The following is a 25,941-nucleotide window of genomic DNA, read 5'->3' on the forward strand; positions in this document are numbered from 1 at the left end:
GGCGGCGGCCTCAGGCCACGGCGACCACGTCGAGGATGCGCTGCACGACCCGGTCCTGGTCGATGCCGGCGGCTTCCGCCTCGAAGGTCAGGATCAGGCGATGGCGCAGCACGTCGAACAGCACCGCCTGGATGTCCTCGGGGCTGACGAAGTCGCGTCCGCCCAGCCAGGCGTGGGCGCGCGCGCAGCGGTCGAGGGCGATGGAGCCGCGCGGGCTGGCGCCGTAGGAGATCCATTCGGCGAGTTCCGCGTCGTGCTTGGCCGGGGTGCGGGTGGCCATGATCAGTTGCACCAGGTATTCCTCCACCGCGTCGGCCATGTACAGGCCGAGGATTTCCTGGCGCGCGGCGAAGATGGTTTCCTGGGTCACCCGGCGCTCCGGCCGGGCCTCGCCGTTCAGTGCCTCGCCACGCGCCTGCTGGAGGATGCGGCGTTCCACCGAGGCCTCCGGGTAGCCGATCTTGACGTGCATGAGGAAGCGGTCGAGCTGGGCTTCCGGCAACGGGTAGGTGCCTTCCTGCTCGATCGGGTTCTGTGTCGCCATCACCAGGAACAGCTGTGGCAGGTCGTAGGTGCTGCGGCCGACCGAAACCTGGCGCTCGGCCATGGCTTCGAGCAGCGCCGACTGCACCTTGGCCGGGGCGCGGTTGATCTCGTCGGCCAGCACCAGGTGATGGAAGATCGGGCCTTGCTGGAACACGAAGGTGCCGGTCTCCGGACGGTAGATCTCGGTGCCGGTGATGTCGGCGGGGAGCAGGTCGGGAGTGAACTGGATACGGTGGAACTCGGCTTCGAGGCCTTCGGCGAGGTCCTTGATGGCCTTGGTCTTGGCCAGTCCCGGCGCGCCTTCCACCAGCAGGTGGCCGTCGGCTAGCAGCGCGATCAGCAGGCGGTCGACGAGTTTTTCCTGGCCGAGGATCTGGCTCGACAGGTAACCCTTCAGTCCCTGCAGGGCGCTCTTGTGCTGCGTGCTTTCTGGCTCGTTGCTCATTGTCTGGACTACCGGTTCCAAGGCCTGCTGGGGTGTCGCTCGGTGGCGCACGGCGAGGCCGGCGCGCGCGGGCGGGGAGAAGGCTCCGCTCTGCGGCGGATGACGCCCCCCGATCCCGCACATGTTAGCGCACGGCGACTGCCTAGCGTACTCTCCGACGCTCGTGCCGCGCCTATTCGTGAACCCGCGCGGGTATGCCGGTGAAAAGCCTCCGCCTCTCGCCGTGACCTGCCTCGCGAAGCGTGGCGGATCGACGCGCCCGGGGAACTTCGCCGGCTCAGGCGGGTCGGTTTCCGCGATGCGAACAGCGAATGGACAGAGCGTTTGTCAGGAGCGACATTGCCGGGGCTTGCCCGGCGCAAGGGGGAGGGCCGCGCCCGGCGTGGGTGGCGGCGCTGGGTCGGCGGGCTGCTGTTGCTGCTCGGCGCGCTCGCCAGCGGATGTTCGAACGCGCCGCGCAACGCCGCCGGCGAGGACACCAGCCAGGGTTCGATGCGCGCCGGCGAATTCCTCCAGACCGATGCCGATCGCATGGCCACCCTGGCCATGCGCGACAACCTGCAAAGCCTCTACCAGTTGCTCTGGAAACTGTACAAGCGCAATCCCGCCGAATGGAAGAAGACCGGCCTGCCGAGCCAGGCCGACGCCGAGCTGGCGATCCGCCGGGCCATCGAGCAGAACCGCGAACTCAGCGACCTGGGCGGCCGCCGCGACATCGCCGCGCTGTCCTATTCCCTCGATCCGGCGTTCAGGGGCGACCGCGTCGGCGCCTTCATCTATTCCCTGGCCAGCATGCTGATCACCGCCCATGGCGGGCGTACCGAGTTCTACGTCTACCAGGGGATCGACGCGCAGTACGTCTACAACGCCGCGCGCAACGTCGAGGTCGCCACCTGGATGCTGGCTACCCGCAAGGACGACAAGGGTGCCCCGTTGCTGCTTTCCAACGCCCTCACCGACGACGCCAGCAACCTCAGCTACGCCCGCGAGTTCGCCAAGATCGTCGCGCGCCTGGACCTGCTCGCCGAGGTGCTCGGCGAACGCTACCGGCGGATCAGCGTGAACTACGCCCAGGGACTGCTGTTCATGCATTTCCTGCCGGTGCAGTGAGCCGATGCTCCCGGGGTGAACGAATATGTCGCAGCACGGTAAGTGTTTTGCCTTGCCGGCTCGTTAAGCTCTGTCGGATATGACCGGCGGGTCGCTCGCCGAAAAGGGCGGTTCCCGGTCAGCCTTTGCTGTGCGCCTGCCTGCCTGGATTAATGCTCAGCTTCTGCTGAACTTCATGGACGCAGCGAGGGTCGGTCCGAAGGTGCGTTGCTCGCGACCTTTCCCGCGAACCGCTCGCCTCCATGAAATAACAAGCCAAGCGGAGTACAACCATGGCGTTCTTCACCGCGGCCAGCAAAGCCGATTTCCAGCATCAACTGCAGACGGCACTGGCGCAGCACCTCGGCGACAAGGCGTTACCACAAGTCACGCTGTTCGCCGAACAGTTCTTCAGCCTGATCTCCCTCGATGAACTGACCCAGCGTCGGCTTTCCGACCTGGTCGGTTGCACCCTTTCCGCCTGGCGCCTGCTGGAGCGCTTCGACCGCGACCAGCCCGAAGTCCGCGTATACAACCCCGACTACGAGAAGCACGGCTGGCAGTCCACCCACACCGCGGTGGAGGTGCTGCACCCGGACCTGCCGTTCCTGGTCGACTCGGTGCGCATGGAACTGAACCGCCGCGGCTACAGCATCCATACCCTGCAGACCAACGTCCTCAGCGTGCGCCGCTCGGCCAAGGGCGAGCTGAAGGAAATCCTGCCCAAGGGCACCCAGGGCAAGGACGTCAGCCAGGAATCGCTGATGTACCTGGAGATCGACCGCTGTGCCCACGCCGGCGAACTGCGGGCGCTGGAGAAGGCCCTCCTGGAGGTGCTCGGCGAAGTGCGCGTGACCGTCGCCGACTTCGAGCCGATGAAGGCTAAGGCCCTCGAACTGCTGGCCTGGCTCGGCAAGGCCAAGCTGAAGGTGCTGGCGGAGGAGCTGAAGGAAGTGCGCAGCTATCTCGAATGGCTGCTGGACAACCACTTCACCTTCCTCGGCTACGAGGAATTCACCGTCGCCGACGAGGCCGACGGCGGGCGCATGGTCTACGACGAGAAATCCTTCCTCGGCCTGACCCGTCTGCTGCGCGCCGGCCTGAGCAAGGATGACCTGCACATCGAGGACTATGCCGTCGCCTACCTGCGCGAACCGGTCCTGCTGTCCTTCGCCAAGGCCGCCCATCCGAGCCGTGTGCACCGCCCGGCCTACCCGGACTACGTGTCGATCCGCGAGCTGGACGGCAAGGGCCGGGTGATCCGCGAGTGCCGCTTCATGGGCCTGTTCACCTCCTCGGTGTACAACGAGAGCGTCAACGACATTCCCTTCATCCGCGGCAAGGTCGCCGAAGTGATGCGGCGCTCCGGTTTCGACACCAAGGCACACCTCGGCAAGGAACTCGCCCAGGTGCTGGAAGTGCTGCCGCGCGACGACCTGTTCCAGACCCCGGTGGACGAGCTGTTCAGCACCGCCCTGGCGATCGTCCGCATCCAGGAGCGCAACAAGATCCGCGTGTTCCTGCGCAAGGACCCCTACGGCCGCTTCTGCTACTGCCTGGCCTACGTGCCGCGCGACGTGTATTCCACCGAGACGCGCCTGAAGATCCAGCAGGTCCTGATGGAGCGCCTGCAAGCCAGCGACTGCGAGTTCTGGACCTTCTTCTCCGAGTCGGTGCTGGCCCGCGTGCAGTTCATCCTCCGCGTCGACCCGAAGTCGCGCATCGACATCGACCCGGCGCGCCTGGAGGAAGAAGTGATCCAGGCCTGCCGTTCCTGGCAGGACGACTACAGCAGCCTGGTGGTGGAAAACCTCGGCGAGGCCAAGGGCACCAACGTCCTGGCCGACTTCCCGAAAGGCTTCCCGGCCGGCTATCGCGAGCGCTTCGCCCCGCACTTCGCGGTGGTCGACCTGCAGCACCTGCTCAGCCTGTCCGAGCAGCGCCCGCTGGTGATGAGCTTCTACCAGCCGCTGGCGCAGGGCGAGCAGCAACTGCACTGCAAGCTGTACCACGCCGACACCCCGCTGGCTCTGTCCGACGTCCTGCCGATCCTGGAGAACCTCGGCCTGCGCGTGCTCGGCGAATTCCCCTACCGCCTGCGCCACCAGAACGGCCGCGAATACTGGATCCACGACTTCGCCTTCACCTACGCCGAAGGGCTGGACGTGGACATCCAGCAGCTCAACGAGATCCTCCAGGACGCCTTCGTCCACATCGTCAGCGGTGACGCCGAGAACGACGCCTTCAACCGCCTGGTGCTGACCGCCAACCTGCCGTGGCGCGACGTCGCCCTGCTGCGTGCCTACGCGCGTTACCTGAAGCAGATCCGCCTGGGCTTCGACCTCGGCTACATCGCCAGCGCGCTGAATGCCCACACCGACATCGCCCGCGAGCTGGTGCGGCTGTTCAAGACCCGCTTCTACCTGGCGCGCAAACTCACCGCGGAAGACCTGGAAGACAAGCAACAGAAGCTGGAGCAGGCGATCCTCGGCGCCCTCGACGAAGTCCAGGTGCTCAACGAGGACCGCATCCTGCGGCGCTACCTCGACCTGATCAAGGCGACCCTGCGGACCAACTTCTACCAGCCCGACGGCAACGGCCAGAACAAGAGCTACTTCAGCTTCAAGTTCAACCCGAAGGCCATCCCGGAGCTGCCCAGGCCGGTGCCCAAGTACGAGATCTTCGTCTATTCGCCGCGCGTCGAGGGCGTGCACCTGCGCGGCGGCAAGGTGGCACGCGGCGGCTTGCGCTGGTCGGACCGCGAGGAGGACTTCCGCACCGAGGTGCTCGGCCTGGTCAAGGCCCAGCAGGTGAAGAACGCGGTGATCGTGCCGGTCGGCGCCAAGGGCGGCTTCGTCCCGCGCCGCCTGCCGCTTGGCGGTAGCCGCGACGAGATCCAGGCCGAGGCGATCGCCTGCTACCGGATCTTCATTTCCGGCCTGCTCGATATCACCGACAACCTCAAGGAAGGCGAAGTGGTGCCGCCGGCCAACGTGGTCCGCCACGACGAGGACGATCCCTACCTGGTGGTCGCCGCGGACAAGGGCACAGCGACCTTCTCCGACATCGCCAACGGCATCGCCGCCGAGTACGGTTTCTGGCTCGGCGACGCCTTCGCCTCGGGCGGCTCCGCCGGCTACGACCACAAGGGCATGGGGATTACCGCCAAGGGCGCCTGGGTCAGCGTGCAGCGGCATTTCCGCGAGCGCGGCATCGACGTGCAGAAGGACAACATCAGCGTCATCGGCATCGGCGACATGGCCGGCGACGTGTTCGGCAACGGCCTGCTGATGTCGGACAAGCTGCAACTGGTGGCCGCCTTCAACCACATGCATATCTTCATCGACCCGAACCCGGACGCCGCCAGCAGCTTCGTCGAGCGCCAGCGCCTGTTCAACCTGCCGCGTTCGAGCTGGGCCGACTACGACGCCAAGCTGATCTCCGCCGGCGGCGGGATCTTCCTGCGCAGCGCCAAGAGCATCGCCATCACCCCGGAAATGCAGGCGCGCTTCGACATCCAGGCCGACAGGCTGGCGCCCACCGAGCTGATCCACGCGCTGCTCAAGGCGCCGGTCGACCTGCTCTGGAACGGCGGTATCGGCACCTACGTGAAGTCGAGCAAGGAAACCCACGCCGATGTCGGCGACAAGGCCAACGACGGTCTGCGCGTCGACGGCCGCGAGCTGCGCGCGAAGGTGGTGGGCGAGGGCGGCAACCTGGGCATGACCCAACTGGCGCGGGTCGAGTTCGGCCTGCACGGCGGTGCCAACAACACCGACTTCATCGACAACGCCGGTGGCGTGGACTGCTCCGACCATGAGGTCAACATCAAGATCCTGCTCAACGAAGTGGTGCAGGCCGGCGACATGACCGAGAAGCAGCGCAACGCGCTGCTGGTGAAGATGACCGACGCGGTCGGCGCCCTGGTGCTGGGCAACAACTACAAGCAGACCCAGGCGCTGTCCCTGGCGCAACGCCGCGCCCGCGAGCGGATCGCCGAGTACAAGCGGCTGATGGGCGACCTCGAGGCGCGTGGCAAGCTCGATCGCGCCCTGGAGTTCCTGCCTTCCGACGAGGAGCTGGCGGAACGCATCAGTGCCGGCCAGGGGCTGACCCGCGCCGAGCTGTCGGTGCTGATCTCCTACAGCAAGATCGACCTCAAGGAATCGCTGCTGAAATCGCTGGTGCCGGACGACGACTACCTGACCCGCGACATGGAGACCGCCTTCCCGGCATTGCTGGCGGAGAAGTTCGGCGACGCCATGCGCCGTCATCGCCTGAAGCGCGAGATCGTCAGCACGCAGATCGCCAACGACCTGGTCAACCACATGGGCATCACCTTCGTGCAGCGCCTGAAGGAGTCCACCGGCATGAGCGCGGCCAACGTCGCCGGGGCCTACGTGATCGTTCGCGACGTGTTCCACCTGCCGCACTGGTTCCGCCAGATCGAGAACCTCGACTACCAGGTGCCCGCTGATATCCAGCTGACCCTGATGGACGAACTGATGCGTCTCGGTCGCCGCGCCACCCGCTGGTTCCTCCGCAGCCGCCGCAACGAGCTGGACGCGGCGCGCGACGTGGCCCACTTCGGCCCGCGCATTGCCGCCCTCGGCCTGAAGCTCAACGAGCTGCTCGAAGGGCCGACCCGCGAGCTGTGGCAGGCGCGCTACCAGACCTACGTCGACGCCGGCGTGCCGGAACTGCTGGCACGCATGGTGGCCGGCACCAGCCACCTGTATACGCTGCTGCCGATCATCGAGGCGTCCGACGTGACCGGCCAGGACACCGCGGAAGTGGCCAAGGCCTATTTCGCCGTGGGCAGTGCGCTGGACCTGACGTGGTACCTGCAGCAGATCACCAACCTGCCGGTGGAGAACAACTGGCAGGCGCTGGCCCGCGAGGCGTTCCGCGACGACCTCGACTGGCAGCAGCGGGCGATCACCGTCTCGGTGTTGCAGATGCAGGACGGACCGAAGGAGGTCGAGGCGCGCGTCGGCCTGTGGCTGGAACAGCACCTGCCGCTGGTCGAGCGCTGGCGGGCGATGCTGGTCGAACTGCGTGCCGCGTCGGGTACCGACTACGCCATGTACGCCGTGGCCAACCGCGAGCTGATGGACCTGGCGCAGAGCAGCCAGCACGGTGTCTGCATCCCCTGATGCGAGCGGCCTGACGGCAAGCAAGAGCCCCGCCTGAGTGCGGGGCTCTTTCATTCTGGCGCGGCGAAAACCTGCGGTGTTTGCGGTGGCTGAGGCGCTGCGCGGCGACAAATGTCCGGCGCCCGGCGTTAGCCTGGAAAGGACAACCTGACTCACAGATTTAATAAATATTTAGTTATTAGAAACTCTATTAATAGGTTCATATGGATCTATGACTTCTCCGCTTCGTATGCCTTGGCCGGGATCCTGTCGATCGCATAAACCCCCGGCAGCCCGTACTTCCTTCCCCGCCCGGTGAGTTTTCCGATGACGTCGCGGCGGTCACGCGGGAGGCAAGAGCAGGCAAAAGGACACTATGTCGCCATGGGTGTGTCTAAAAATTGACAGTTTCCGCTTAAAAAATTAGCAATTAGCATATTTAGTCATTAGATTGACGTTAATCGCCTGCGGCTGCTTTGGCCGTGCCCGCACTGTCAGGGATTCGACGTTGCCATCGGAAACCGCATCCATGCTCCCGACCTGCCGCTTCGGTCGGTATCGACCCTGCCGCGTAGGCTGGGCATGCGGTTCAGCAAGAAAGGAATCGCCGTGCTGCGTCTGCCGTCCCGCCGTAACACCCTTCGACCCATCGAACGCCCGCTCGCCTGGCTTGCCGGCCTGGCGCTGGCGCTTTGTGCCGGCGCTGCCGCAGGGGCTGCCGGCGGGCCGTCCAGCGTGGCGTTCTGGTACGCCGAGCGGCCGCCGCTGGCCGAGCTTTCCCAGTTCGACTGGGTGGTGCTCGAAGCGGCGCACCTCAAGCCGGCCGATGTCGGGTATTTGAAAGAGCAGGGCAGCACGCCCTTCGCCTATCTGTCGGTCGGCGAGTTCGACGGCGACGCCGCCGCCATCGCCGACAGCGGCCTGGCCCGGGGCAAGAGCGCGGTCCGCAACGAAGCCTGGAACAGCCAGGTAATGGACCTCGCCGCGCCGAGCTGGCGGGCGCACCTGCTCAAGCGCGCCGCGGAGCTGCGCAAACAGGGCTACGCCGGCCTGTTCCTCGATACCCTGGACAGCTTCCAGCTACAGGCCGAGGAGCGCCGCGAGGGCCAGCGCCGGGCGCTGGCCAGTTTCCTCGCCCAGCTGCATCGCCAGGAGCCGGGCCTCAAGCTGTTTTTCAATCGCGGTTTCGAAGTGCTGCCGGAGTTGCCCGGCGTCGCGTCGGCGGTGGCCGTGGAGTCGATCCATGCCGGTTGGGACGCCGCTGCCGGGCAATACCGCGAGGTGCCCCAGGACGATCGCGATTGGCTGAAGGGCCACCTGGATGCCCTGCGCGCCCAGGGCATGCCCATCGTCGCCATCGACTACCTGCCGCCGGAGCGGCGCGACGAGGCGCGCGCGCTCGCTGCGCGCCTGCGTAGCGAAGGCTACGTGCCGTTCGTCAGCACCCCGGCGCTGGACTACCTGGGGGTGAGCGACGTCGAGGTGCAACCGCGGCGCATCGCGCTGCTCTACGATCCGCGCGAGGGCGACCTGACCCTGAGCCCCGGCCACGTCTACCTCGGCGGCCTGCTCGAATACCTCGGTTATCGGGTCGACTACCTGCCCACCGACCAGCCGCTGCCCGAACGTCCGCTGAGCGGTCTCTACGCCGGGGTAGTCACCTGGATGACCAGTGGACCGCCGCTGGCCAGCGACGCCTTCGACAACTGGATCGCTGCGCGTCTCGACGAAAAGGTGCCGGTGGCGTTCCTCGCCGGCCTGCCCACCGAGAACGACGGCCTGTTGCAGCGCCTGGGGATTCGCCGGCTGTCGCAGAAGCTCAAGGTCAAGCCGAGCACCGAGACCCACGACCAGGCGCTGCTGGGCGCCTTCGAGGCGCCGCTGGTGATCCGGATCCGCGACCTGCCGGCGCTCACCGTACTCGACCCGGCGCGGGTGGCCCCGGCGCTCAAGCTCAAGGGCGACGGCAAGGAGTACGTGCCGGTGGCGACCGCCGACTGGGGCGGCTTCGCCCTGGCTCCCTATGTGCTGGAGGAGGGTAGCGAGCACCGGCGCTGGATCCTCGATCCGTTCGCTTTCCTGCGCAAGGCCTTGCGCCTTGCGCCGCTGCCGAGTCCCGACGCGACCACCGAGAATGGCCGGCGCATCGCCACCGTGCACATCGATGGCGACGGCTTCGTCTCCCGTGCCGAGGTGCCCGGCAGTCCCTATGCCGGCCAGCAGGTGCTGGAGGACTTCATCAAGCCCTATCCGTTCCTCACCTCGGTCTCGGTGATCGAAGGCGAGGTCGGGCCGAAGGGCATGTACCCGCACCTGGCCAGGGAGCTGGAGCCGATCGCCCGGCGCATCTTCGCCGACGACAAGGTCGAGGTCGCCAGCCATACCTTCAGCCATCCGTTCTTCTGGCAGCCGCAACTGGCCGAGCAGGGCGAGAACTTCGAGGCCCAGTATGGCTACAAGATGGCCATCCCGGGCTACGACAAGGTCGACTTCGTACGCGAGGTGATCGGGGCCCGCGACTACATCGAGCAGCGCCTGACCACCCCGCGGAAGCCGGTGAAGATGATCTTCTGGTCCGGCGACGCGCTGCCCGACGCCGCCACCATCAAGCTCGCCTACGACGCCGGGCTGATGAACGTCAACGGCGGCAATACCGCGCTGACCCGGGCCTTTCCCTCGCTGACCGGACTCTACCCGCTGATCCGGCCCACCCGCGGCGGCGTGCAGTACTACGCGCCGATCATCAACGAGAACGTCTACACCAATCTCTGGCAGGGGCCGTACTACGGCTTCCGCGGCGTCATCGATACCTTCGCCCTGACCGACAGCCCGCGCCGCCTGCGCGGCCTGCACCTGTACTACCACTTCTATTCGGGGACCAAGCAGGCCTCGATCCGCACCATGCACCAGATCTACGCGGCGATGCAGGCGGAGCATCCGTTGTCGCTGTGGATGAGCGACTACATCCCGCGCCTGGAAGGCCTGCATCGCGCCAGCCTGGCCAAGCGTGCCGATGGCAGTTGGCAACTGCGTGGCTTCGCCGCCCTGCGCACCCTGCGCCTGGACCCGGCGCTGGGTTGGCCGGACCTCGCTCGCTCCACGGGAGTCGCGGGCGTGCGCGACCTGCCCCAGGGGCGCTATGTACACCTGAGTGCGGCGAATGCGCGCCTGGTCCTGCGCGACAGCCGCGATCCGCGGCCGGCGCTGGAGGAGGCCAACCTGCCGCTGAAGCACTGGCGCTACCGCGACGATGGCCGCGTCGAGTTCGCCTTCGCCGGGCACCTGCCGTTGCGCCTGGTGGTGCGCGCGGCGGGCGATTGCCGGCTGAGCGCGGCCGGCAAGGCCTTCCCGGGAAAGGCCGGCAACGGCCTGTGGACGTTCGAGTTGCCGATGGAGCAGGTGCGCGATGGCCAACTCGCCTGCCGCTGACAAGCATCCCAAGGCGCGCCTGCTGAATCCCTGGGCCCTGCTGCCGGTCGCTCTCGGGGTGGCGCTGGTGCTGTGGCTGACCTTCAACAGCGAAGAAGTATTCATGCCCAGCGGCGATGGCGAGCCCGACGCGGTCTCGGTGAACTACGCCGAACTGCTGTTGCAGGCGCACCCGGAGAACGACGCGCTGCGCCTGACCCTGATCGACCTGCTGGTCAAGCTCGGCGACTTCGAGCAGGCGCGTCATCACCTCGCCCGTCTGCGCGGCAAGGACCGCCTGGCAACGCCGTTCTACGAGGTGGAACTGGACATCCTTGGCGCCCTGGCCAGGCCCGAGGGCATGGATGAGGAGCAGACGCGCCGATTGCTGGAGCGCCTGCGCAAGATCGAGCATGTTTCGTTGAACGACGCCATGCTCGAACGACTTGCCCGTCATGCCCTGGCCCTGGACGCGCCGGACCTGGCGGCGCGGACCTTTGCCGAACTGGCCGGCCGCGACCCGCAGGGCCGGCAGCGCTGGCTGGACGAGGCGGCGCGCTGGTACCTGGCTTCCGGCGAGCCGCTGCCGGCGGCGGACATCCAGCGGCAACTGGCCGAAGCGCAAACCGAGCCGGCGAAGCGCCTGGCCTATCTGCGCCAGGCCTTCGCCAGCCTGCTCGCTGGCGAGCGCGGCGAGCAGGCGGCGTTGTTGCTGGACGAGCGGCTGGACGCCTTGCCGGAGGATGAATCGACCCTGGCCTGGCTCGCCGAGGGCGTACGCGCCGCCGAAGGCAGCCAGCGCTACGACCTGGCCGAACGCTTCATCCGGCGCTGGCGCGAATTGCGCCCCGAGGACCATGAGGCGCTGGCCGCCGACCTGCGCCTGAACATGGCCGCCGGGCGGATCGAGCGGGCCTGGGAGGTCGGCCAGGAGCTGCTGGCCCTGCGCCCGCAGGACAGGACGCTGCTGGCCGATCTCGCGCGCCTTGGCGAATGGACCGGCAACGGCCCGCAGGCCCTGGGTTTGTGGAAGCAACTGCTGGCCGGCGCCGATGACCCGGCCCTGCGCGAGCATGCCTGGCGCCTGTCGCTGCAGATGTTCGATTTCGACAGCGCCATCGAGCTGCTGGCGCCCATCGGCGCGCAGCGACAGATGACCGACGAGGAACTCGATGCGCTGGTCTACAGCCATGAAACCCGCGGCACGCCGGAAGAGGGCGAGGCATGGCTGCGCGGCTACGTGCAGGGTTATCCGAAACAGCGCCTGGCCTGGCAGCGCTTGCAACAGATCCTCGAACACACCCAGCAGTTGCAGGAAGAGACCGGGGTCTGGGCGCGGATGGCCCGGCATTTCCCGCTGAGCGTCAAGGAACGCATGCAGTGGGCGGAAACCCACTGGAACCTGTTCGATCCGCGCCAGGCCTGGAAGGTCCTCGCCGGCGTGGATACCCGCGCGATCCGCGAGCCGGAGTTCTGGCGCCTGCGCGCGGCGCTGGCCTGGGCCCTGGAGCAGGACGACGATGCCCGCGCCGCCTACGAGCGCATGCTGGCCCTGGACATCCGCCTGAACAGCAGCGACGAGGACCAGTTGATCGCCCTGTACCGGGACAGCAATCCGCAGCAGGCCTTGCAGGTGCTTATCGGCAGTTGGCAGCGCAGCCGCGATCCGCGGCGCCTGGCCAGCGCCCTGCAACTGGCGGAGAACCTCCACGACTGGCCGGCCCTGAAGAGCCTGCTGGCCGAGGCCGAAGGCCTGCCGGAAGCGCAGGGCAGCCCCTATTACTGGGTGGCCAGGGCGCGGTTGGCGGAACAGGAAGGCCATGGCGACGTCGCCGAGCGCCTGTACCGGGAAGCCCTGGTGCGTTTCCCCGGCGAGAACCTGGTGCGCGAACGCCTGCTCTGGTTTTACATCGACCGTGGCCGTCGCGACAGCCTGGCGCCCCTGTTGGCGCAGTGGCATGGCCTGGCGCTGCGGGACAGCACGCTGTGGCTGCCGTTCGCCAGCGCCAGCCTGCTGCTCGAGCGTAACGATCAGGCGCTGGCCTGGTTCCGCCTGTACCTCAAGTCCAATCCCAACGACTGGCTGGTGCAGGCCGCCTACGCCGACGCGCTGGATGCCAGCGGCTACCAGGACAAGGCCCTGCGCCTGCGCCGGCAACTGCTCCGGCGGCTCGACCGCGAGGCGGTCAGGGCCACCCCGGACAGCTTCGCCGCCTACCTGCGCCTGCTCGCCGTGGCCCAGGGGCCGCTGCTCGCCCAGGGCGAGGCGCGGCGGGCCTGGAATGGCGAGCCGGCGATGCTGCAGCTGTGGTTCGAGCAGTTCCTCGACCAGCTCGCCGCCACCAACCAGGAGCCGCTGAAGGATGACTGGCTGGCCTGGGCGCGCGGCCGGGGCCTGAAGATCGGGCGCAACGAAGAGATCCAGGCCGCCCTGCGCAGCCAGAATCGCGCCGCCCAGCAACGCCTGCTGGAGCGCGGCGAGCTGGATCCGGCGCAGCGGGTCGAGGCGCTGGTGCGTCTCGGCCATGGCGGCGAAGCGCTGGGCGAGGCCCTGGGCGCACTGGGCGATGGCCACTCGCGCGACAACCGCGAGCAGTTGCGGCGGCAGGCGGCGGAAATCCTCGAACGCACGCCCCAGGGCCTGCAACTGGGTTGGAACAAGCGCGACTTCGGCGGTCTCGACTTCAAGGGACCGACGCTGCGCGCGGCGCGCCACCTCGGCGACGACTGGTACGCCGATCTCGAACTGGGCAGTGGCCGCTATCACGGTGATGCGCTGGATAGTTCGCTCCTCGGTAGCGAACGCAACGCCAGGCTGACGTTGCGGCGCGAACTGGCCGATGGCTTCGCCGCGGCGACGCTCGATGGCAGTTGGCGCGACGACGAGGACCGCCACGGCCTGGGCCTGCTGCGCAACTGGCGGCTGAGTGCGCGCGACGAACTGGAAGCGGGCCTCGACTGGCACCGCGAGACCGACGAGACCGGCCTGATGCGCGCCCTCGGCATGCGCGACAGCGTGAAACTCGGCGGCCGCCACACCCTCAGCGGGCGCGACCAGTTGAGCTGGTCGCTGGCGCACAACCGCTTCTCCACCCGCCAGGGCGACGACCTCGGCAACGGCGAGGCGCTGTCCTTGGAGTGGGCCCACACACTGTTCTTCGATGGCCCGGCCTGGCAACTGCGCGGCGGCATCGACTACCAGCGCAATCGCCTGGAGAACCGCGTGCCGGACGACCTGCTGGCGGCCCATGGCGGTGCGCTGGCGCTCGATGGCGCGCGCAGCCAGGACCTGCTGCAGGACCGCTATGGCCAGGTCTACCTCGGCAGCACCTGGCGCCGTGGCTTCCCTGGCGCGCTGAACCGCAGCCGTCCGCAATACACCTGGATCGTCGACACCCTGGCCGGCTGGCAGTGGACAGAGAAGGAGTTCAACTACGGCATCGATCTCGGCATCGGCATGGAGCTGCTGGGCGATGACGAACTGGCGTTCACCTTCGGCTACCAGTCGGCTCCCCAGGGCGGCGGCGGCGATGCCGGCGGCACGCTCGGGGTGACCTACAGCACGCGCTTCGGCCGCTGAACGCGGCCCGGATACGGAATTCAACAGGAGGAACACAACATGCAATCCATCCGCTGCCTGGCTCTCGCGGCCGTCGCCCTGTTCATGGCGGGCTGTTCCAGCTTCACCAGCGAAAGCGCTACGCCGCTGGCGCGCGGCGCGCAGTGGGGCCTGGTGCCGCTGCTCAATTATTCCCAGGCGCCGCAGGCCGGCGAGCGTGCCGAGCAGATCCTGCTCAGCGTGCTGGCCGAGGAGGGCGTGCGGCCGCGCCTGTACCCGGCGCAGCCGCAAGGCGACCTGCAACTGGTCGACGACCGCGAGCGCCAGCAGCGCGCGCTGGACTGGGCACGCCAGCAGAAGCTGGCCTACGTGGTCACCGGCAGCGTCGAGGAGTGGCAGTACAAGAACGGCCTGGACGGCGAGCCGGCGGTGGGCGTCAGCCTGCAGGTGCTGGAGCCGGCCTCCGGGCGGGTGCTCTGGAGCACCAGCGGGGCGCGCGCCGGCTGGTCCCGGGAAAGCCTGGCGGGCGCCGCGCAGAAAGTCCTGCGCGAGCTGGTCGGCGACCTGCGGCTCGAGTGACGGCGATGTCCGCGCACAAGGATTTCACCCTCGCACCGCGCGCCAGCGGCAGTGTCTCCTGGGTCGAGACGCTGGTCATCAGCGCGCTCGCGCTGGGCCTGGGCTGGTGGTTCAGCCCGGACGACCCGCTGCAGGTCAACGCCACCTTTCCCTGGGTGATCCTCGCGCCCCTGTTGCTGGGCATGCGCTACGGCTTCGTCCGCGGCCTGGCCAGCGCGGCGCTGCTGGTGGCGGCGCTATTCGCGTTCCGCGCCCAGGGCGTAGAGGCCTATGCCCAGGTACCGGCGGCCTTCATCGTCGGCATGCTGCTCTGCGCCATGTTGGTGGGCGAGTTCCGCGACATCTGGGAACGCCGCCTGGAGCGCCTGGAGCTGGCGAACGAGTACCGCCAGTTGCGCCTCGACGAATTCACCCGCGCCCATCACATCCTGCGCATCTCCCACGATCGCCTGGAACAGCGGGTCGCCGGCAACGACCAGAGCCTGCGCAGTTCGCTGCTCGGTCTGCGACAACTGCTGCGCGAGCTGCCGGGCGATGAGGCACCGCTCGAGGCGCTGGCGGAAACCGTGCTGGCGCTGCTGGCCCAGTACGGTTCGCTGCGCATCGCCGGACTCTACCGGGTGCGCCACGACCGCACCCCGGAGCCGCAATCCTTGGCGTCGCTCGGCGAGATGCCGGCGCTGGACGCCGACGACCTGCTGGTGCGCACCTGCCTGGAGCGCGGCGAACTGGTCAGCGTGCGCCAGGAACTGCTGGAGCGCGGCGAGCAGCGTGCGCACAGCGCGCTGCAGGTGTGCGTGCCGCTGGTCGACACCGATGGGCGGATCCTCGCCCTGCTGGCGGTGGAGCAGATGCCGTTCTTCGTCTTCAACGAACGCACCTTCAGCCTGCTGGCGATCCTCGCCGGGCACGTCGCCGACTTGTTGCAGAGCGACCGTCGCGCGCTGCAACTGGCCGACATCGACGCCCAGCGCTTCTCCCAGTACCTCAAGCGCTCCCTGCTGGACGCCCGCGACCATGGGTTGCCGGCCTGCCTGTATGCCTTCGAGCTGACCGATGCGCGCTACGGCGAAGAGGTCCAGCGTCTGCTGGAAGGCAGCCAGCGTGGCCTCGACGTGCAGTTGCGACTGCGCAACGACGAGGGCCGGCGGGTCCTGCTGGTGTTGTTGCCGCTGACTTCCGCCGAAGGCTCCCAGGGGTATCTGCAGCGCCTGAAGATTCTCTTCGCCGAACGCTTCGGCCAGGCCCGCGAGCTGGAGTCGCTGGGCGTGCGCATCCGCCAGTACGAACTGGACGCCGGCAACGATCGGCAGGCGCTGGGACATTTCCTTTTCAACGAGTGCGGCCTGAATGATCAGCAAGTGGCTGTTTAGCGGCGCCTTCCTGTTCGAGCTGAGCAGTTGGGCGAGCGTCTTCGCCGACCTGCCGATCGGCCAGGCGCTGGCGCTCTACCTGTTCGCCCACGGCCTGGGCAGCGCCCTGCTGTGCGTCGGCGTATGGCTGCTGCTGCCGCGGCGCTACAAGTTCCCGCTGCCGTGGAGCCCGCTGTTCCTCTTCAGCCTGGCCTTCTTCGTGCCGCTGATCGGGGCGGTCGGCGTCGCCGCGGCGGTATTCCCGGCGCTGTACCTGCCGCGCCAGCGTGGCGAGCAGGCCTGGCAGGCGATGGGCGTCCCCGAGCTGCCGTTCCGGCCGAAGGAAAAGCGCCTCGACATGATGTTCAGCGACGGCGGCCTGCAGGACGTCCTGCGCCATGCGCCGGACCCGAACCAGCGGCTCACGGCGATCTTCGCCACCCGGCGGATGCCCGGCAAGGAGGCGATCCCGATCCTCAAGCTGGCCCTGCGCGACCCTGCCGACGACGTCCGCCTGCTGGCCTACTCGATGCTCGACCAGAAGGAAAGCCGGATCAACCAGCGCATCGAGGCCGCCCTCGGCCGCCTCGCCGGCGCCACGCCGGCGCGACGCGGCGCGCTGCACGGGACCCTGGCGCGCTGGTATTGGGAACTGGCCTACCTGGGGTTGGCCCAGGGCAGCGTACTGGAGCACATCCTCGAACAGGCGCGCGAACATACCGAGCAGGCGCTGCGCGGCGGACCCTCGGCCGAGCTGCATCTGCTGGCCGGGCGCATCGCCCTCGAACAAGGCCGCCTGGAGGATGCCGGGCACGCCCTCCAGGCCGCCGAGGAGGCGGGAATCGATAGCGCCCAGCTGGCGCCGTTCCGCGCCGAGGTGGCGTTCTTCCAGCGGCGCTACCGGGACATCCCCCGGCTTCTCGCCGGAATGCCCGACGACATGCTGCAACGGCCGCCCTTCGCGGCCCTGGCGAGATACTGGACATGACTGAACACACCGCTCCGACAGCGCCCATCGCCGATGTCTGCCTGCTGCTGGAGGGCACCTGGCCCTATGTCCGCGGCGGCGTCTCCAGCTGGGTCAACCAGTTGATCCTCGGTCTCCCCGACCTGACCTTCTCGGTGTTCTTCATCGGCGGCCAGAAGGATGCCTACGGCAAGCGCCACTACCCGATCCCGGACAATGTGCTGCACATCGAGGAACACTTCCTGGAAACCGCCTGGAGTTCGCCGAACCCGCAGACGCGACAGGGCAGTAGCGAGACCGAAAAGGCGTTGCGCGACCTGCACCGTTTCTTCCACTACCCGGAGACGCCGGACGTGGAGGAGGGCGACGCGCTGCTCGACCTGCTCGCCGAGGGCCGCATCGGCCGCGAGGACTTTCTCCACAGCAAGGCCAGTTGGGAGGCGATCACCGCAGGCTACGAGCGCTATTGCACCGATCCGTCCTTCGTCAATTACTTCTGGACCCTACGCTCGATGCAGGCGCCGGTGTTCATGCTCGCCGAGGCGGCCCGGCGGATGCCGCGGGCGCGCATGCTGCACTCGATCTCCACCGGCTACGCCGGCCTGCTGGGCTGCATCCTGCAACGTCGCTGGGGCTGCCGCTACCTGCTCAGCGAGCACGGCATCTACACCAAGGAGCGCAAGATCGACCTGGCCCAGGCCAGTTGGATCGCGGAGAACCCCGACGAGCAGTTGAGTACCGGACTGGATGCCGAGGTCAGCTACATCCGTCGCTTGTGGATCCGCTTCTTCGAGCGTGTCGGCCTGCTCACCTATCGCGCCGCCAATCCGATCGTCGCCCTCTACGAAGGCAACCGCCAGCGCCAGGTACTCGATGGCGCCGAGCCACGGCGCACCCGGGTGATCCCCAACGGCATCGACCTCGATGCCTGGGCCGGCGCCCTCGAACGGCGGCCGCCGGGGATTCCGCCGGTGGTCGGGCTGGTCGGCCGGGTAGTGCCGATCAAGGACGTGAAGACCTTCATCCGCGCCATGCGCGGGGTGGTCAGCGCGATGCCGGAGGCGGAGGGCTGGATCGTCGGTCCGGAGGAGGAAGACCCGGACTATGCCAGCGAATGCCGCAGCCTGGTGGCCAGCCTCGGCCTGCAGGACAAGGTGAAGTTCCTCGGTTTTCGTCGGATCGGCGAGGTCCTGCCGCAACTCGGCCTGATGGTCCTCACCTCGATCAGCGAAGCGCAGCCGCTGGTGATCCTCGAGGCCTGGGCTGCCGGCGCCCCGGTGGTGAGCAGCGACGTCGGCTCCTGCCGCGAACTGATCGAAGGCGCCGACGCCGAAGATCGCGCCCTGGGCCGCGCCGGGGAGGTGGTGGCGATCGCCGACCCGCAGGCCACTTCGCGGGCGATCCTCGCCCTGCTGCGCAATCCGCAGCGCTGGCAGGCGGCCCAGGCGGTCGGCCTGCAACGGGTCGAACGCTACTACACCGAGGCGCTGATGCTCGGACGTTACCGCGGGCTGTACCGCGAAGCCACGGAGATTGCATGACATGGCCGGCATCGGCTTCGAACTGCGGAAGATCCTTTCCCGCGATTCCTATACGGCGACCCTGCGCGCCTATCTCTACGCCGGGCTGATCAGCTCCGGTCCCTGGGTGCTGTCGATCGTCAGCGTGATGCTGATCGGCGTGCTGAGCCTCGGCGTGGTGGTGCCGGACGTGCTGGTCCGGCAGTTCCTGATCACGGTGACCTACCTGATGGCGCTGTCGCTGATCTTCACCGGGGGACTGCAACTGTTCTTCACCCGCTTCATTTCCGATCGCCTGTTCGAGCGCAAGCACGAGGCGATCCTGCCCAACCTGGTGGGCGTGCTGTTGCTGGTGACGTTGGCGGCGGGCCTGCTCTCGGCGATATTGCTGGCGACCCTGTTCGATGAGCCGTTCGCCTACCGCCTGCTGGTGATGGCCAACTTCGTGGTGCTCTGCAACCTGTGGCTGGTGATCATCTTCCTGTCGGGAATGAAGGCCTACAAACGCATCCTGCTGGTGATGTTCATCGGCTACGCGCTGATGGTCGCCTGTGCCTACCTGCTGCGCTTCATGCAGATGGACGGCCTGCTGCTGGCATTGCTGATCGGCCACGCCAGCCTGCTGTTCGTCTTCCTCTACGACATCCTCCGCGAGTACCCGGCCAGGCGCATGGTGGCCTTCGACTTCCTCGACCGCCGGCAGGTCTTCGTCAGCCTGCTGCTGACCGGCCTCTGCTACAACCTGGGGATCTGGATCGACAAGTTCATCTTCTGGTTCAACCCATCCACCTCGGACCTGGTGATCGGCCCGCTGCGCGCCTCGATCCTCTACGACCTGCCGATCTTCCTCGCCTACCTGTCGATCATTCCCGGCATGGCGGTGTTCCTGGTGCGCATCGAGACCGACTTCGCCGAGTGGTACGAGCGGGTCTACGAGGCGATCCGCGGCGGCGAGACCCTGCAGCACATCGGCCTGCTCAAGGAGCAGATGATCCTCGCCATCCGCCAGGGCCTGCTGGAAATCTGCAAGGTGCAGGGGCTGGCGGTGGTCCTGCTGTTCCTGCTGGCGCCGCAACTGCTCGGCTGGCTGGGAATTTCCCGCTACTACCTGCCGCTGTTCTACATCGACCTGATCGGGGTGAGCATCCAGGTAGTGTTCATGGCCTTGCTCAACGTCTTCTTCTACCTGGACAAGCGCCGCATCGTCCTCGAACTCTGCGTGCTGTTCGTGATCGTCAACGGCGCCCTGACCTTCGTCAGCCTGCTGCTCGGGCCGAGCTTCTTCGGCTACGGCTTCACCCTGTCGCTGCTGGTCTGCGTGCTGGTCGGGCTGTACCGCCTGACCACCGCGCTGGACGACCTGGAGTACGAGACCTTCATGCTCAATCGCTGAGGGGTTTCGCCGGCGGCAGGGTCTTTCAGAAAGGGCCGATTCACCCAGTTGAATCGGCTCCTTTTTTTGCTTCCTCGATGCGTTTTTGCAGCTTCTGCATATCCACCAGGCGTTGCGTACCGAAGGTTCGCATCGGCAGGTCGCCGCTCTCTATCCAGGCGTAGAGCAGGTCCGGCCGGTCGCTGAGGCCGGTCAGGAAGGCGAAACGCATCAGGGTTATATAGCGGGGGCACTCGGCGAAACCCTCTTGGGGGAGTTCTTCCACTTTCATCAGGCGTCCTGCACCATGGTCCGATGTTGGAGGGGAACCCTCGGTCTAGAGGGCTTGGATTCATATTGATCTACTAACAGTTAGTGAATCAATATGCATAGGGAACCATCAGACGCGGACTACACATGGTAAAGAATCGACGTTTGTTCACTGCTGGCAAGCGCTTGCGCGCCCTGCGCGAGCTGATGGGCTTGAGCCGTCCGCAGTTCGCCGAGTTGGTGGGAATGACGGCCAAGCGCCTGGAGAACATCGAGAACGAACTGCAGCGCATGCACGACGAGGACTTCGAGAAGGTCTGCGGAACCTTCCCGGAGTTCAGCGACTGGATCGCCTATGAAGGCAGCATCGAGCCGCAGTCGATCGCCTGGAAGGTCGCCGACTCGGCACAGGCGGCCGCGGTCTACCTGGTGGAGCGCAACCCGGTGCTGCTGGAGCGGCACGGCATCGACATGCAGGCCTGGCGCGAACGCCACCGTGAGATACGCGAGGCGCTGCTGGCGGCGGAACAGGCGCCGGAGGCGGAGCCGGCGCCCCTGGAAGAGCCGCTGGAACCCAGGCGCCAGCGGAAGAGGAAAACGCCCGCGAGCGGCAAGGGCGACTGAGGCGCATCGCGCCAGAAACGAAGGGAAGTATCTGTACATGGTCTATGTAGTGAGGAAGCGCTGCCTGTTTCGCGCCGGCGAGCGCCTGTTCGGGTTGCGCGGGCTGACGGGGTTGAACCGACCGCAGTTTTCCGAGGTGGTCGGCATGGATCCCAAACGCCTTGAGAACATCGAGAGTGGCCGGCAGCGCATGCACGACGAGGATTTCGAGAAGGTCTGCGGGACCTTTCCGGAGTTCAGCGACTGGATCGCCTATGAAGGCAGCATCGAACCGCAGTCGATCGCCTGGAAGATCGCCGAGGCCGCCCAGGAAGCGGCGGTCTATCTGGTGGAGCGCAACCCCGAGCTGCTCGAACTCCACGGCCTCGACGTGCCGGCCTGGCGCGAGAAGCATCGGGAAATCCTCAAGAAGCTGCGCAAGCGGGAACTGTCGCCGCCACCCGAAAAACCACTGAAACCCAGGCGCAAGCGCAAGCCGAGAAGCAACCTGCCCACACCCACCGACGGTACCTGAGACCGGCTCCCTCTCCCCAGCCCTCTCCCGCAAGCGGGAGAGGGAACGGGGCTCCCGAAGCCCAGCGGTAGGGCGGATAACGCGCAGCGTTGTCCGCCGTCAGCCCCAGGTGGGCCTCAGAACACCACTCCTACCGGATAGACGAAGGCGTTCACGTCGTAGAACGGCGTGCGCTGGTAGAACCATTGCAGGCGCGCCTGCGGATCGGCGGCGAAGGCCTTGTCCTCGCGCAGGCGTTTATCGAAGGCGGCCTTCAGCGCCGGGTCTTCCGCCAGCATCTTGCGCGCCATCGGCTCCATCACGTATTCCTCCGGCTCCTCGGCGGCCACCAGGGTGGAATTGAAGAAGCCCCAGGACCAGAAGGAATCCGGACTCTGCGGTTGCAGCAGGTCGATGGCCAGGACGCCCAGCGGCTGGGCGGTGTCGATCAACAGCGAGCCGGCCGGGAAGGTCTGCAAGCGCTGGAACGGCTTCGGCGTGCCGCTGACCAGCAGGCGACCTTCGTAGCCCGGAATCCGGTTGCCTTGCACGCGATCCGGTTCGAAGCCATCGGCGAGCTTGATGTCGTCCATGCGGTACAGGGTCACGGCGATTTCGGTCGGACGCTCCAGGGTGGTGTAGCGGATGCCGTGGGCCTTGATCCGGGCGATCACCTCGTGCCACTGCGCCGGGACGATGAAACGCTGGGGACGCGGCACCACCAGGTCGGGTACGCCGTTGTCGGTCACCGGCAGTTTCAGCGTCTTCGGCCGGTTGCTCCAGACGATGGTGCGGGCCCCGGTGACCGGCGATTGCTCGTAGCGGTAGTCGCCGACCACGAACGGCGTCTCGGCGGCCTCGCCCGGCTTCCAGGTGAGGATCACCTCCTTCTGCCGCAGCAGGCGCTCGCGGTCGCTGGCGATGGCCTGGCGCAGGCTGGCGGCCTGCTCGCCGATCACCTCGAACATCGCCTTGAGCATCACGTAGTTGCCCAGCACCTGGGTCTTGTACGGATGCAGGGCGTGTTGCTCGATGAGGATCGACGGCACGTTGCGGATGTCGCCGTACTGGTTGGAGAAGCGCGCCAGGTCGGTGCGGTAGGGGTAGTAGCCCTGGGTCGGATCCTGATTGTCGTTCAGGCTGAGGCATTCATGGACCATGTGCCCGAGGCTTTCCAGCGCCTGGTACACCGGCTTGCGCATGACCTGGTCCATCCAGGCGCTGCTCGCCGGTGACCAGCCGTTGCCGTTGTGGCAGTAGGAGCTGTCGTAGGGATACATGGCGCCGTCGGTGGAGTGGGTGTCGGCGAAGAAGCTCAGTTCGTAGTGGTTGAACACCCAGGCGACGTTGCGGATCTCCGCGCTGTCGAGCTTGGTGAAGTCGCGGTTGAGATTGAGATTGCGGCCGTTCACCCGCCAGCCGGTCTCCCGCGGGCCGTTCTGGTTGATCCGCCCGTAGGCGCTGCGGCGCAGGTCGCCGTCGACGTTGACCACCGGGATGAACAGCAGGTTGATCTTCTCCAGCAGCCCGGCGAGCGGGCGGTCGGCAGCGCTCATGTCGCGCAGCAGCATGAACATGGCGTCCTTGCCGTTGGCCTCGCCGGGATGGATCTCGGCTTCCACCAGCAAGGTCGGCTTGGCGGAGCGCTTCAGGCCGGCGGCGGACTTGTCGGCCTCGGTGGAGGCGGTCACCAGCAGCATCGGGTGGCCCTCGGCGCTGCGCTCGGGCAACTCGCGCAGGGCGATGCGGCCGGAGGAGGCAGCTACCAGTTTCTCCAGGTAGGCGCGGGTCTCGCGGTAGTCGCTGGTGCGCTGGAAGTCGCTGCTCTCGGCCTGGGTGATCAAGGGGTCGCCGGGCTTGGCGAGGTAGCGCAGGCTGCCCAGCTTCTGCTCGAACATCGGTGGCAGGATGCGCTGGCGGGCCGCGGCCGGGTAGGCGCTGTCATCGATGTAGGCGGGCGCGTGGGGCAGCTCCGCGTGAGCGGGCAGGGCGCTCGCCAGCAGGACGCCGGCGAGTAGCGAACGGGGTTGGCAAGGGAACACGATGAACCTCCATGTGGATGGGAACGGCCGCGGCGTGGGTGGGCTTGCGCGACGCGAGCCACGCGTCGTCGCGCAGCCAGTGCAGTGAAACGCCGGCGGCAGGCATCGGTGTTGACGCCGGGCAAGGCGCGGCGAAGCCGATGGCGAGAGCGCCGCCGGTGGATGGTTCAGGGCTGGGTTTGCAGACCCTTCAGCAGTGCCTGGTGGAAGCGTTCCGGAGCCTGTATCTGCGGGGTATGGCCAAGGTCGGGGAATTCCACCAGGGTCGCCTGGGGAATCCGTCGGGCGGCGTCCTTGCCCAGTTGCGCGTAGTTGCCCAGCCTGGCTTTCAGTTCTGCCGGCGCGGCGTCCTTGCCGATGGCGGTGTTGTCTTTCTCGCCGATCAGCAGCAGGGTCGGCATCTGCAACCGGTCCAGTTCGTAGACCACCGGCTGGGTGAAGATCATGTCGTAGGTCAGCGCCGAGTTCCAGGCCACCGACTCGCGCCCCTTGCCGCGATACATGCCGGCCTGCATCTGTACCCAGCGATCGAACTCGGGGCGCCATTCGCCGGCGTAGTAGGTGGCTTGCTGGTATTGGCGAATGCCTTCGGCGCTGGTCTGCAAGTCGCGCCTGTACCAGTCGTCGATACTGCGCCAGGGCACGCCCAGGGCCTTCCAGTCCTCCAGACCGATGGGGTTGACCAGCACCAGTCGTTCGACCTGCCGCGGGTAGAGCAGGGCGTAGCGGGTAGCGAGCATGCCGCCCATGGAATGGCCGATCACGCTGGCCCGGGCGACGCCGAGCCGTTCCAGCAGGGCGTGGGTGTTGGCTGCCAGTTGCTGGAAGCTGTACTGGTAATGGGCCGGCTTGCTCGACTTGCAGAAGCCGACCTGGTCGACGGCGATCACCCGGTAGCCGGCGTCGGCGAGCACGTCGATGGTGCGCTCCCAGGTCCCGGCGCAGAAATTCTTGCCGTGCATGAGCAGGATGGTGCGGCCGTTGGCTTTCTTCGGCGCGACGTCGAGGTAGGCCATGCTCAGCGGCTGGCCCTGGGAGGTGAAGTCCAGATAATGCACCGGATAGGCGTAGTCGAAGCCTTCCAGGCGTTCGCCGTAGACCGGCTCCTGGCTGGCCAGCGCCGGCCCGCAGGCGAGGGCGAGACAGAGACTGAGGCGGGGTAGGGACATGCGATCGCTCCTGTGTGGGTCTGCTGGAGGATGCACGTCAGGGCGCGAGCTGGCCAGTCCTGGCCGGTTGCCTACAGTTGCTTCAGATACTTCACCACGTCTGCCGCGCCAGCCGCCCGCAGACCTTCGCCGAGGGCATCGGCGCGTTCGTCGTTGCGGGGCAGCAACAGGCACTCCGGGGTTTCCGGGGTGAACAGGGCGAGTCGCGCATAGGGCAGGCCGGTATCCAGCAGCAGGCTCATGAAGGTCGGCTCGGACCAGGCCTGGGTCGGAATCCGCAGCATGTGGTAGCGCTGTTCCAGTTCGTCCAGCGCGCCGGGCTCCAGTTCGTAGCGTTCCAGGTGTGCCGGCAGCTTCAGTTCCAGTTCGCGGCGGCGGGCGTAGACGATCGCCGCGGCGAAGGCGCAGGCCTGACGTTCGCCCGCCCAGAACAGGCGCTCGCCGTGCCAGGCGGCCTGGCGCAGGCGGATGCTGTCGCCGTTGGTGAAACGCGGCAGGGCCAGGCTCAGGGCCTTGACGAAATCCTTGTAGCTGATGATCCGTACGCCCCGGCAGACCTCGGCCGTGGCCAGGTCTTCCAGGCGTGGGCAAGGTGCCTGGACGAGGATCTCGCGGCTGCATACGCCTTCGATGGTCTTCAGGTCGACCGACTCCAGGGTGGAGTGACTGACCCGCACCAGGCGCTTGAGGACCGCGTGGGCTTCCGCCTTGTCTTCCTGGACCGGGCCGGACAGCGCGCCGCGCGGCAGATCGACCAGGGTGTGCAGGGGCGGTCCGGCCTGCCACCAGACGCTCGGCTCCGGCCGTCGCAATGGCTGGAACGGCAGCTCGAGGGCGGCCGCCCGTTCGCGCAGCTCCCGGCCATCGCTTCGCGCGGCACCCAGGCGCAGGCGGTTGGCGAGTGCGGAAAGGCGACCGGTGAAGGTGCTGTTGCTACGCGAGTTGGAACTCATGATCGACGGAGGGCTCCTCGGGCTCGGCGACCGACGCGGAAAGGGGCGGGAGGGGACGGCGACGGTCCGTCCATTGAAGCACAGGTTCGGGCGTGACATTCAACCGCGTGGTTTGTGGCAAGCTGTCGTGGTTCATTCAAGCGGGGGGCTCCATGCCCAGTCTCATCATGGATATCGCCCTGTCCGGCGAACGCCTGCAGGCCATCTACGGCGGCAGGGCCAATCGGGTCCTGCTGCGCAGCCGCGACGGTCGCCGGGTGAACCTGCCGGCCCATCACCTGCGTCCGTTCATCGGCCACGATGGCGTGCATGGCACGTTCCGCCTCGATTTCAGCGAGGATGGCCGCCTGCTGGCGCTGCAACGCCTCGCCTGAGCGGGTGCTCGACGGCTATAATCGGCACCCTTCATTCTGCCGAC

Annotated in this window: 17 protein-coding genes; 12 read left to right on the forward strand and 5 right to left on the reverse strand. The window is 67.2% G+C overall.

Going from position 1 to position 25,941, the window contains the following annotated elements:
• Positions 1-10: 10 nt before the first annotated feature.
• Positions 11-991 (reverse strand): AAA family ATPase, encoded by a 981-nt coding sequence (locus tag AC4OR5_RS04485; protein ID WP_003091294.1) that lies wholly within the window; start codon positions 989-991, stop codon positions 11-13.
• Positions 992-1,330: 339 nt separating this feature from the next.
• On the opposite strand from AC4OR5_RS04485, the gene AC4OR5_RS04490 reads away from it, so the two are divergent.
• The 9 genes from AC4OR5_RS04490 to pelG all read left to right on the forward strand — a co-directional run bounded on the left by AC4OR5_RS04490 (position 1,331) and on the right by pelG (position 19,993).
• Entirely contained in the window at positions 1,331-2,101 is a 771-nt protein-coding gene (locus tag AC4OR5_RS04490) for a hypothetical protein (protein ID WP_003116459.1), read from the forward strand.
• A 272-nt stretch (positions 2,102-2,373) separates the two neighbouring features.
• Positions 2,374-7,236 carry an NAD-glutamate dehydrogenase GdhB gene (gdhB, locus tag AC4OR5_RS04495; protein ID WP_023099396.1) on the forward strand — a complete coding sequence of 1,621 codons (4,863 nt, stop codon included), beginning with the start codon at positions 2,374-2,376 and terminating at the stop codon, positions 7,234-7,236.
• 561 nt (positions 7,237-7,797) lie between these two features.
• Entirely contained in the window at positions 7,798-10,644 is a 2,847-nt protein-coding gene (locus tag AC4OR5_RS04500) for a bifunctional glycoside hydrolase/polysaccharide deacetylase family protein (protein ID WP_058160237.1), read from the forward strand.
• On the forward strand, positions 10,622-14,203 hold the full coding sequence (locus AC4OR5_RS04505; protein ID WP_058160236.1) for a tetratricopeptide repeat protein: 3,582 nt from the start codon (positions 10,622-10,624) through the stop codon (positions 14,201-14,203). Before AC4OR5_RS04500 ends, AC4OR5_RS04505 begins: the two co-directional genes overlap by 23 nt.
• A 39-nt stretch (positions 14,204-14,242) precedes the next feature.
• A complete protein-coding gene (locus AC4OR5_RS04510) occupies positions 14,243-14,761 on the forward strand; it encodes a pellicle/biofilm biosynthesis outer membrane protein PelC (protein WP_003091288.1) in 519 nt (172 codons plus the stop codon).
• A 5-nt stretch (positions 14,762-14,766) separates the two neighbouring features.
• Positions 14,767-16,134: a pellicle/biofilm biosynthesis GGDEF protein PelD gene (gene pelD / locus AC4OR5_RS04515; protein WP_058160235.1), complete on the forward strand. Its 1,368-nt coding sequence runs from the start codon at positions 14,767-14,769 to the stop codon at positions 16,132-16,134.
• Positions 16,112-17,101, forward strand: a complete 990-nt coding sequence (locus AC4OR5_RS04520; protein WP_023125603.1) for a tetratricopeptide repeat protein — start codon at positions 16,112-16,114, stop codon at positions 17,099-17,101. Before pelD ends, AC4OR5_RS04520 begins: the two co-directional genes overlap by 23 nt.
• Positions 17,098-18,621: a GT4 family glycosyltransferase PelF gene (pelF, locus tag AC4OR5_RS04525; protein ID WP_023125604.1), complete on the forward strand. Its 1,524-nt coding sequence runs from the start codon at positions 17,098-17,100 to the stop codon at positions 18,619-18,621. Before AC4OR5_RS04520 ends, pelF begins: the two co-directional genes overlap by 4 nt.
• A 1-nt stretch (position 18,622) precedes the next feature.
• Positions 18,623-19,993 carry an exopolysaccharide Pel transporter PelG gene (gene pelG, locus AC4OR5_RS04530; protein ID WP_003091283.1) on the forward strand — a complete coding sequence of 457 codons (1,371 nt, stop codon included), beginning with the start codon at positions 18,623-18,625 and terminating at the stop codon, positions 19,991-19,993.
• Between the two features lie 40 nt (positions 19,994-20,033).
• On the opposite strand, the gene AC4OR5_RS04535 is transcribed toward pelG, so the two are convergent.
• Positions 20,034-20,264, reverse strand: a complete 231-nt coding sequence (locus AC4OR5_RS04535) for a hypothetical protein (RefSeq protein ID WP_003091282.1) — start codon at positions 20,262-20,264, stop codon at positions 20,034-20,036.
• A 125-nt stretch (positions 20,265-20,389) separates the two neighbouring features.
• Here AC4OR5_RS04535 and AC4OR5_RS04540 point away from each other — a divergent pair, with 125 nt between their 5' ends.
• Both AC4OR5_RS04540 and AC4OR5_RS04545 read left to right on the forward strand, forming a co-directional pair.
• Complete coding sequence (locus AC4OR5_RS04540) at positions 20,390-20,866, forward strand: helix-turn-helix domain-containing protein (RefSeq protein ID WP_023435267.1); 477 nt, start codon at positions 20,390-20,392, stop codon at positions 20,864-20,866.
• A 37-nt stretch (positions 20,867-20,903) separates the two neighbouring features.
• The gene (locus AC4OR5_RS04545; protein WP_003130642.1) at positions 20,904-21,380 is read left to right on the forward strand and encodes a helix-turn-helix domain-containing protein; all 477 of its coding nucleotides are present in this window, start codon (positions 20,904-20,906) and stop codon (positions 21,378-21,380) included.
• Between the two features lie 116 nt (positions 21,381-21,496).
• On the opposite strand, the gene AC4OR5_RS04550 is transcribed toward AC4OR5_RS04545, so the two are convergent.
• From AC4OR5_RS04550 to AC4OR5_RS04560, 3 genes are all read right to left on the reverse strand, one after another.
• A complete protein-coding gene (locus tag AC4OR5_RS04550) occupies positions 21,497-23,401 on the reverse strand; it encodes a M14 family metallopeptidase (protein WP_058160234.1) in 1,905 nt (634 codons plus the stop codon).
• Positions 23,402-23,568: 167 nt separating this feature from the next.
• Positions 23,569-24,570 carry an alpha/beta fold hydrolase gene (locus AC4OR5_RS04555; RefSeq protein ID WP_009876773.1) on the reverse strand — a complete coding sequence of 334 codons (1,002 nt, stop codon included), beginning with the start codon at positions 24,568-24,570 and terminating at the stop codon, positions 23,569-23,571.
• 71 nt (positions 24,571-24,641) lie between these two features.
• Positions 24,642-25,523, reverse strand: a complete 882-nt coding sequence (locus AC4OR5_RS04560; RefSeq protein ID WP_003091277.1) for a DUF6685 family protein — start codon at positions 25,521-25,523, stop codon at positions 24,642-24,644.
• Between the two features lie 152 nt (positions 25,524-25,675).
• Between AC4OR5_RS04560 and AC4OR5_RS04565 the strand changes: the two genes are divergently transcribed.
• The gene (locus AC4OR5_RS04565) at positions 25,676-25,897 is read left to right on the forward strand and encodes a DUF2835 domain-containing protein (protein WP_003103227.1); all 222 of its coding nucleotides are present in this window, start codon (positions 25,676-25,678) and stop codon (positions 25,895-25,897) included.
• Positions 25,898-25,941: the final 44 nt, after the last annotated feature.

Source organism: Pseudomonas sp. YA1, from assembly GCF_058680555.1.

Excerpts from the sequence above, each read along its gene's own strand:
- AC4OR5_RS04485 (WP_003091294.1), bottom strand. The coding sequence starts at position 991 with ATGAGCAACGAGCCAGAAAGCACGCAGCACAAGAGCGCCCTGCAGGGA.
- gdhB (WP_023099396.1), top strand. The coding sequence starts at position 2,374 with ATGGCGTTCTTCACCGCGGCCAGCAAAGCCGATTTCCAGCATCAACTG.
- AC4OR5_RS04500 (WP_058160237.1), top strand. The coding sequence starts at position 7,798 with ATGCGGTTCAGCAAGAAAGGAATCGCCGTGCTGCGTCTGCCGTCCCGC.
- AC4OR5_RS04505 (WP_058160236.1), top strand. The coding sequence starts at position 10,622 with ATGGCCAACTCGCCTGCCGCTGACAAGCATCCCAAGGCGCGCCTGCTG.
- AC4OR5_RS04510 (WP_003091288.1), top strand. The coding sequence starts at position 14,243 with ATGCAATCCATCCGCTGCCTGGCTCTCGCGGCCGTCGCCCTGTTCATG.
- pelD (WP_058160235.1), top strand. The coding sequence starts at position 14,767 with ATGTCCGCGCACAAGGATTTCACCCTCGCACCGCGCGCCAGCGGCAGT.
- AC4OR5_RS04520 (WP_023125603.1), top strand. The coding sequence starts at position 16,112 with ATGATCAGCAAGTGGCTGTTTAGCGGCGCCTTCCTGTTCGAGCTGAGC.
- pelF (WP_023125604.1), top strand. The coding sequence starts at position 17,098 with ATGACTGAACACACCGCTCCGACAGCGCCCATCGCCGATGTCTGCCTG.
- pelG (WP_003091283.1), top strand. The coding sequence starts at position 18,623 with ATGGCCGGCATCGGCTTCGAACTGCGGAAGATCCTTTCCCGCGATTCC.
- AC4OR5_RS04535 (WP_003091282.1), bottom strand. The coding sequence starts at position 20,264 with ATGAAAGTGGAAGAACTCCCCCAAGAGGGTTTCGCCGAGTGCCCCCGC.
- AC4OR5_RS04540 (WP_023435267.1), top strand. The coding sequence starts at position 20,390 with ATGGTAAAGAATCGACGTTTGTTCACTGCTGGCAAGCGCTTGCGCGCC.
- AC4OR5_RS04545 (WP_003130642.1), top strand. The coding sequence starts at position 20,904 with ATGGTCTATGTAGTGAGGAAGCGCTGCCTGTTTCGCGCCGGCGAGCGC.
- AC4OR5_RS04555 (WP_009876773.1), bottom strand. The coding sequence starts at position 24,570 with ATGTCCCTACCCCGCCTCAGTCTCTGTCTCGCCCTCGCCTGCGGGCCG.
- AC4OR5_RS04560 (WP_003091277.1), bottom strand. The coding sequence starts at position 25,523 with ATGAGTTCCAACTCGCGTAGCAACAGCACCTTCACCGGTCGCCTTTCC.
- AC4OR5_RS04565 (WP_003103227.1), top strand. The coding sequence starts at position 25,676 with ATGCCCAGTCTCATCATGGATATCGCCCTGTCCGGCGAACGCCTGCAG.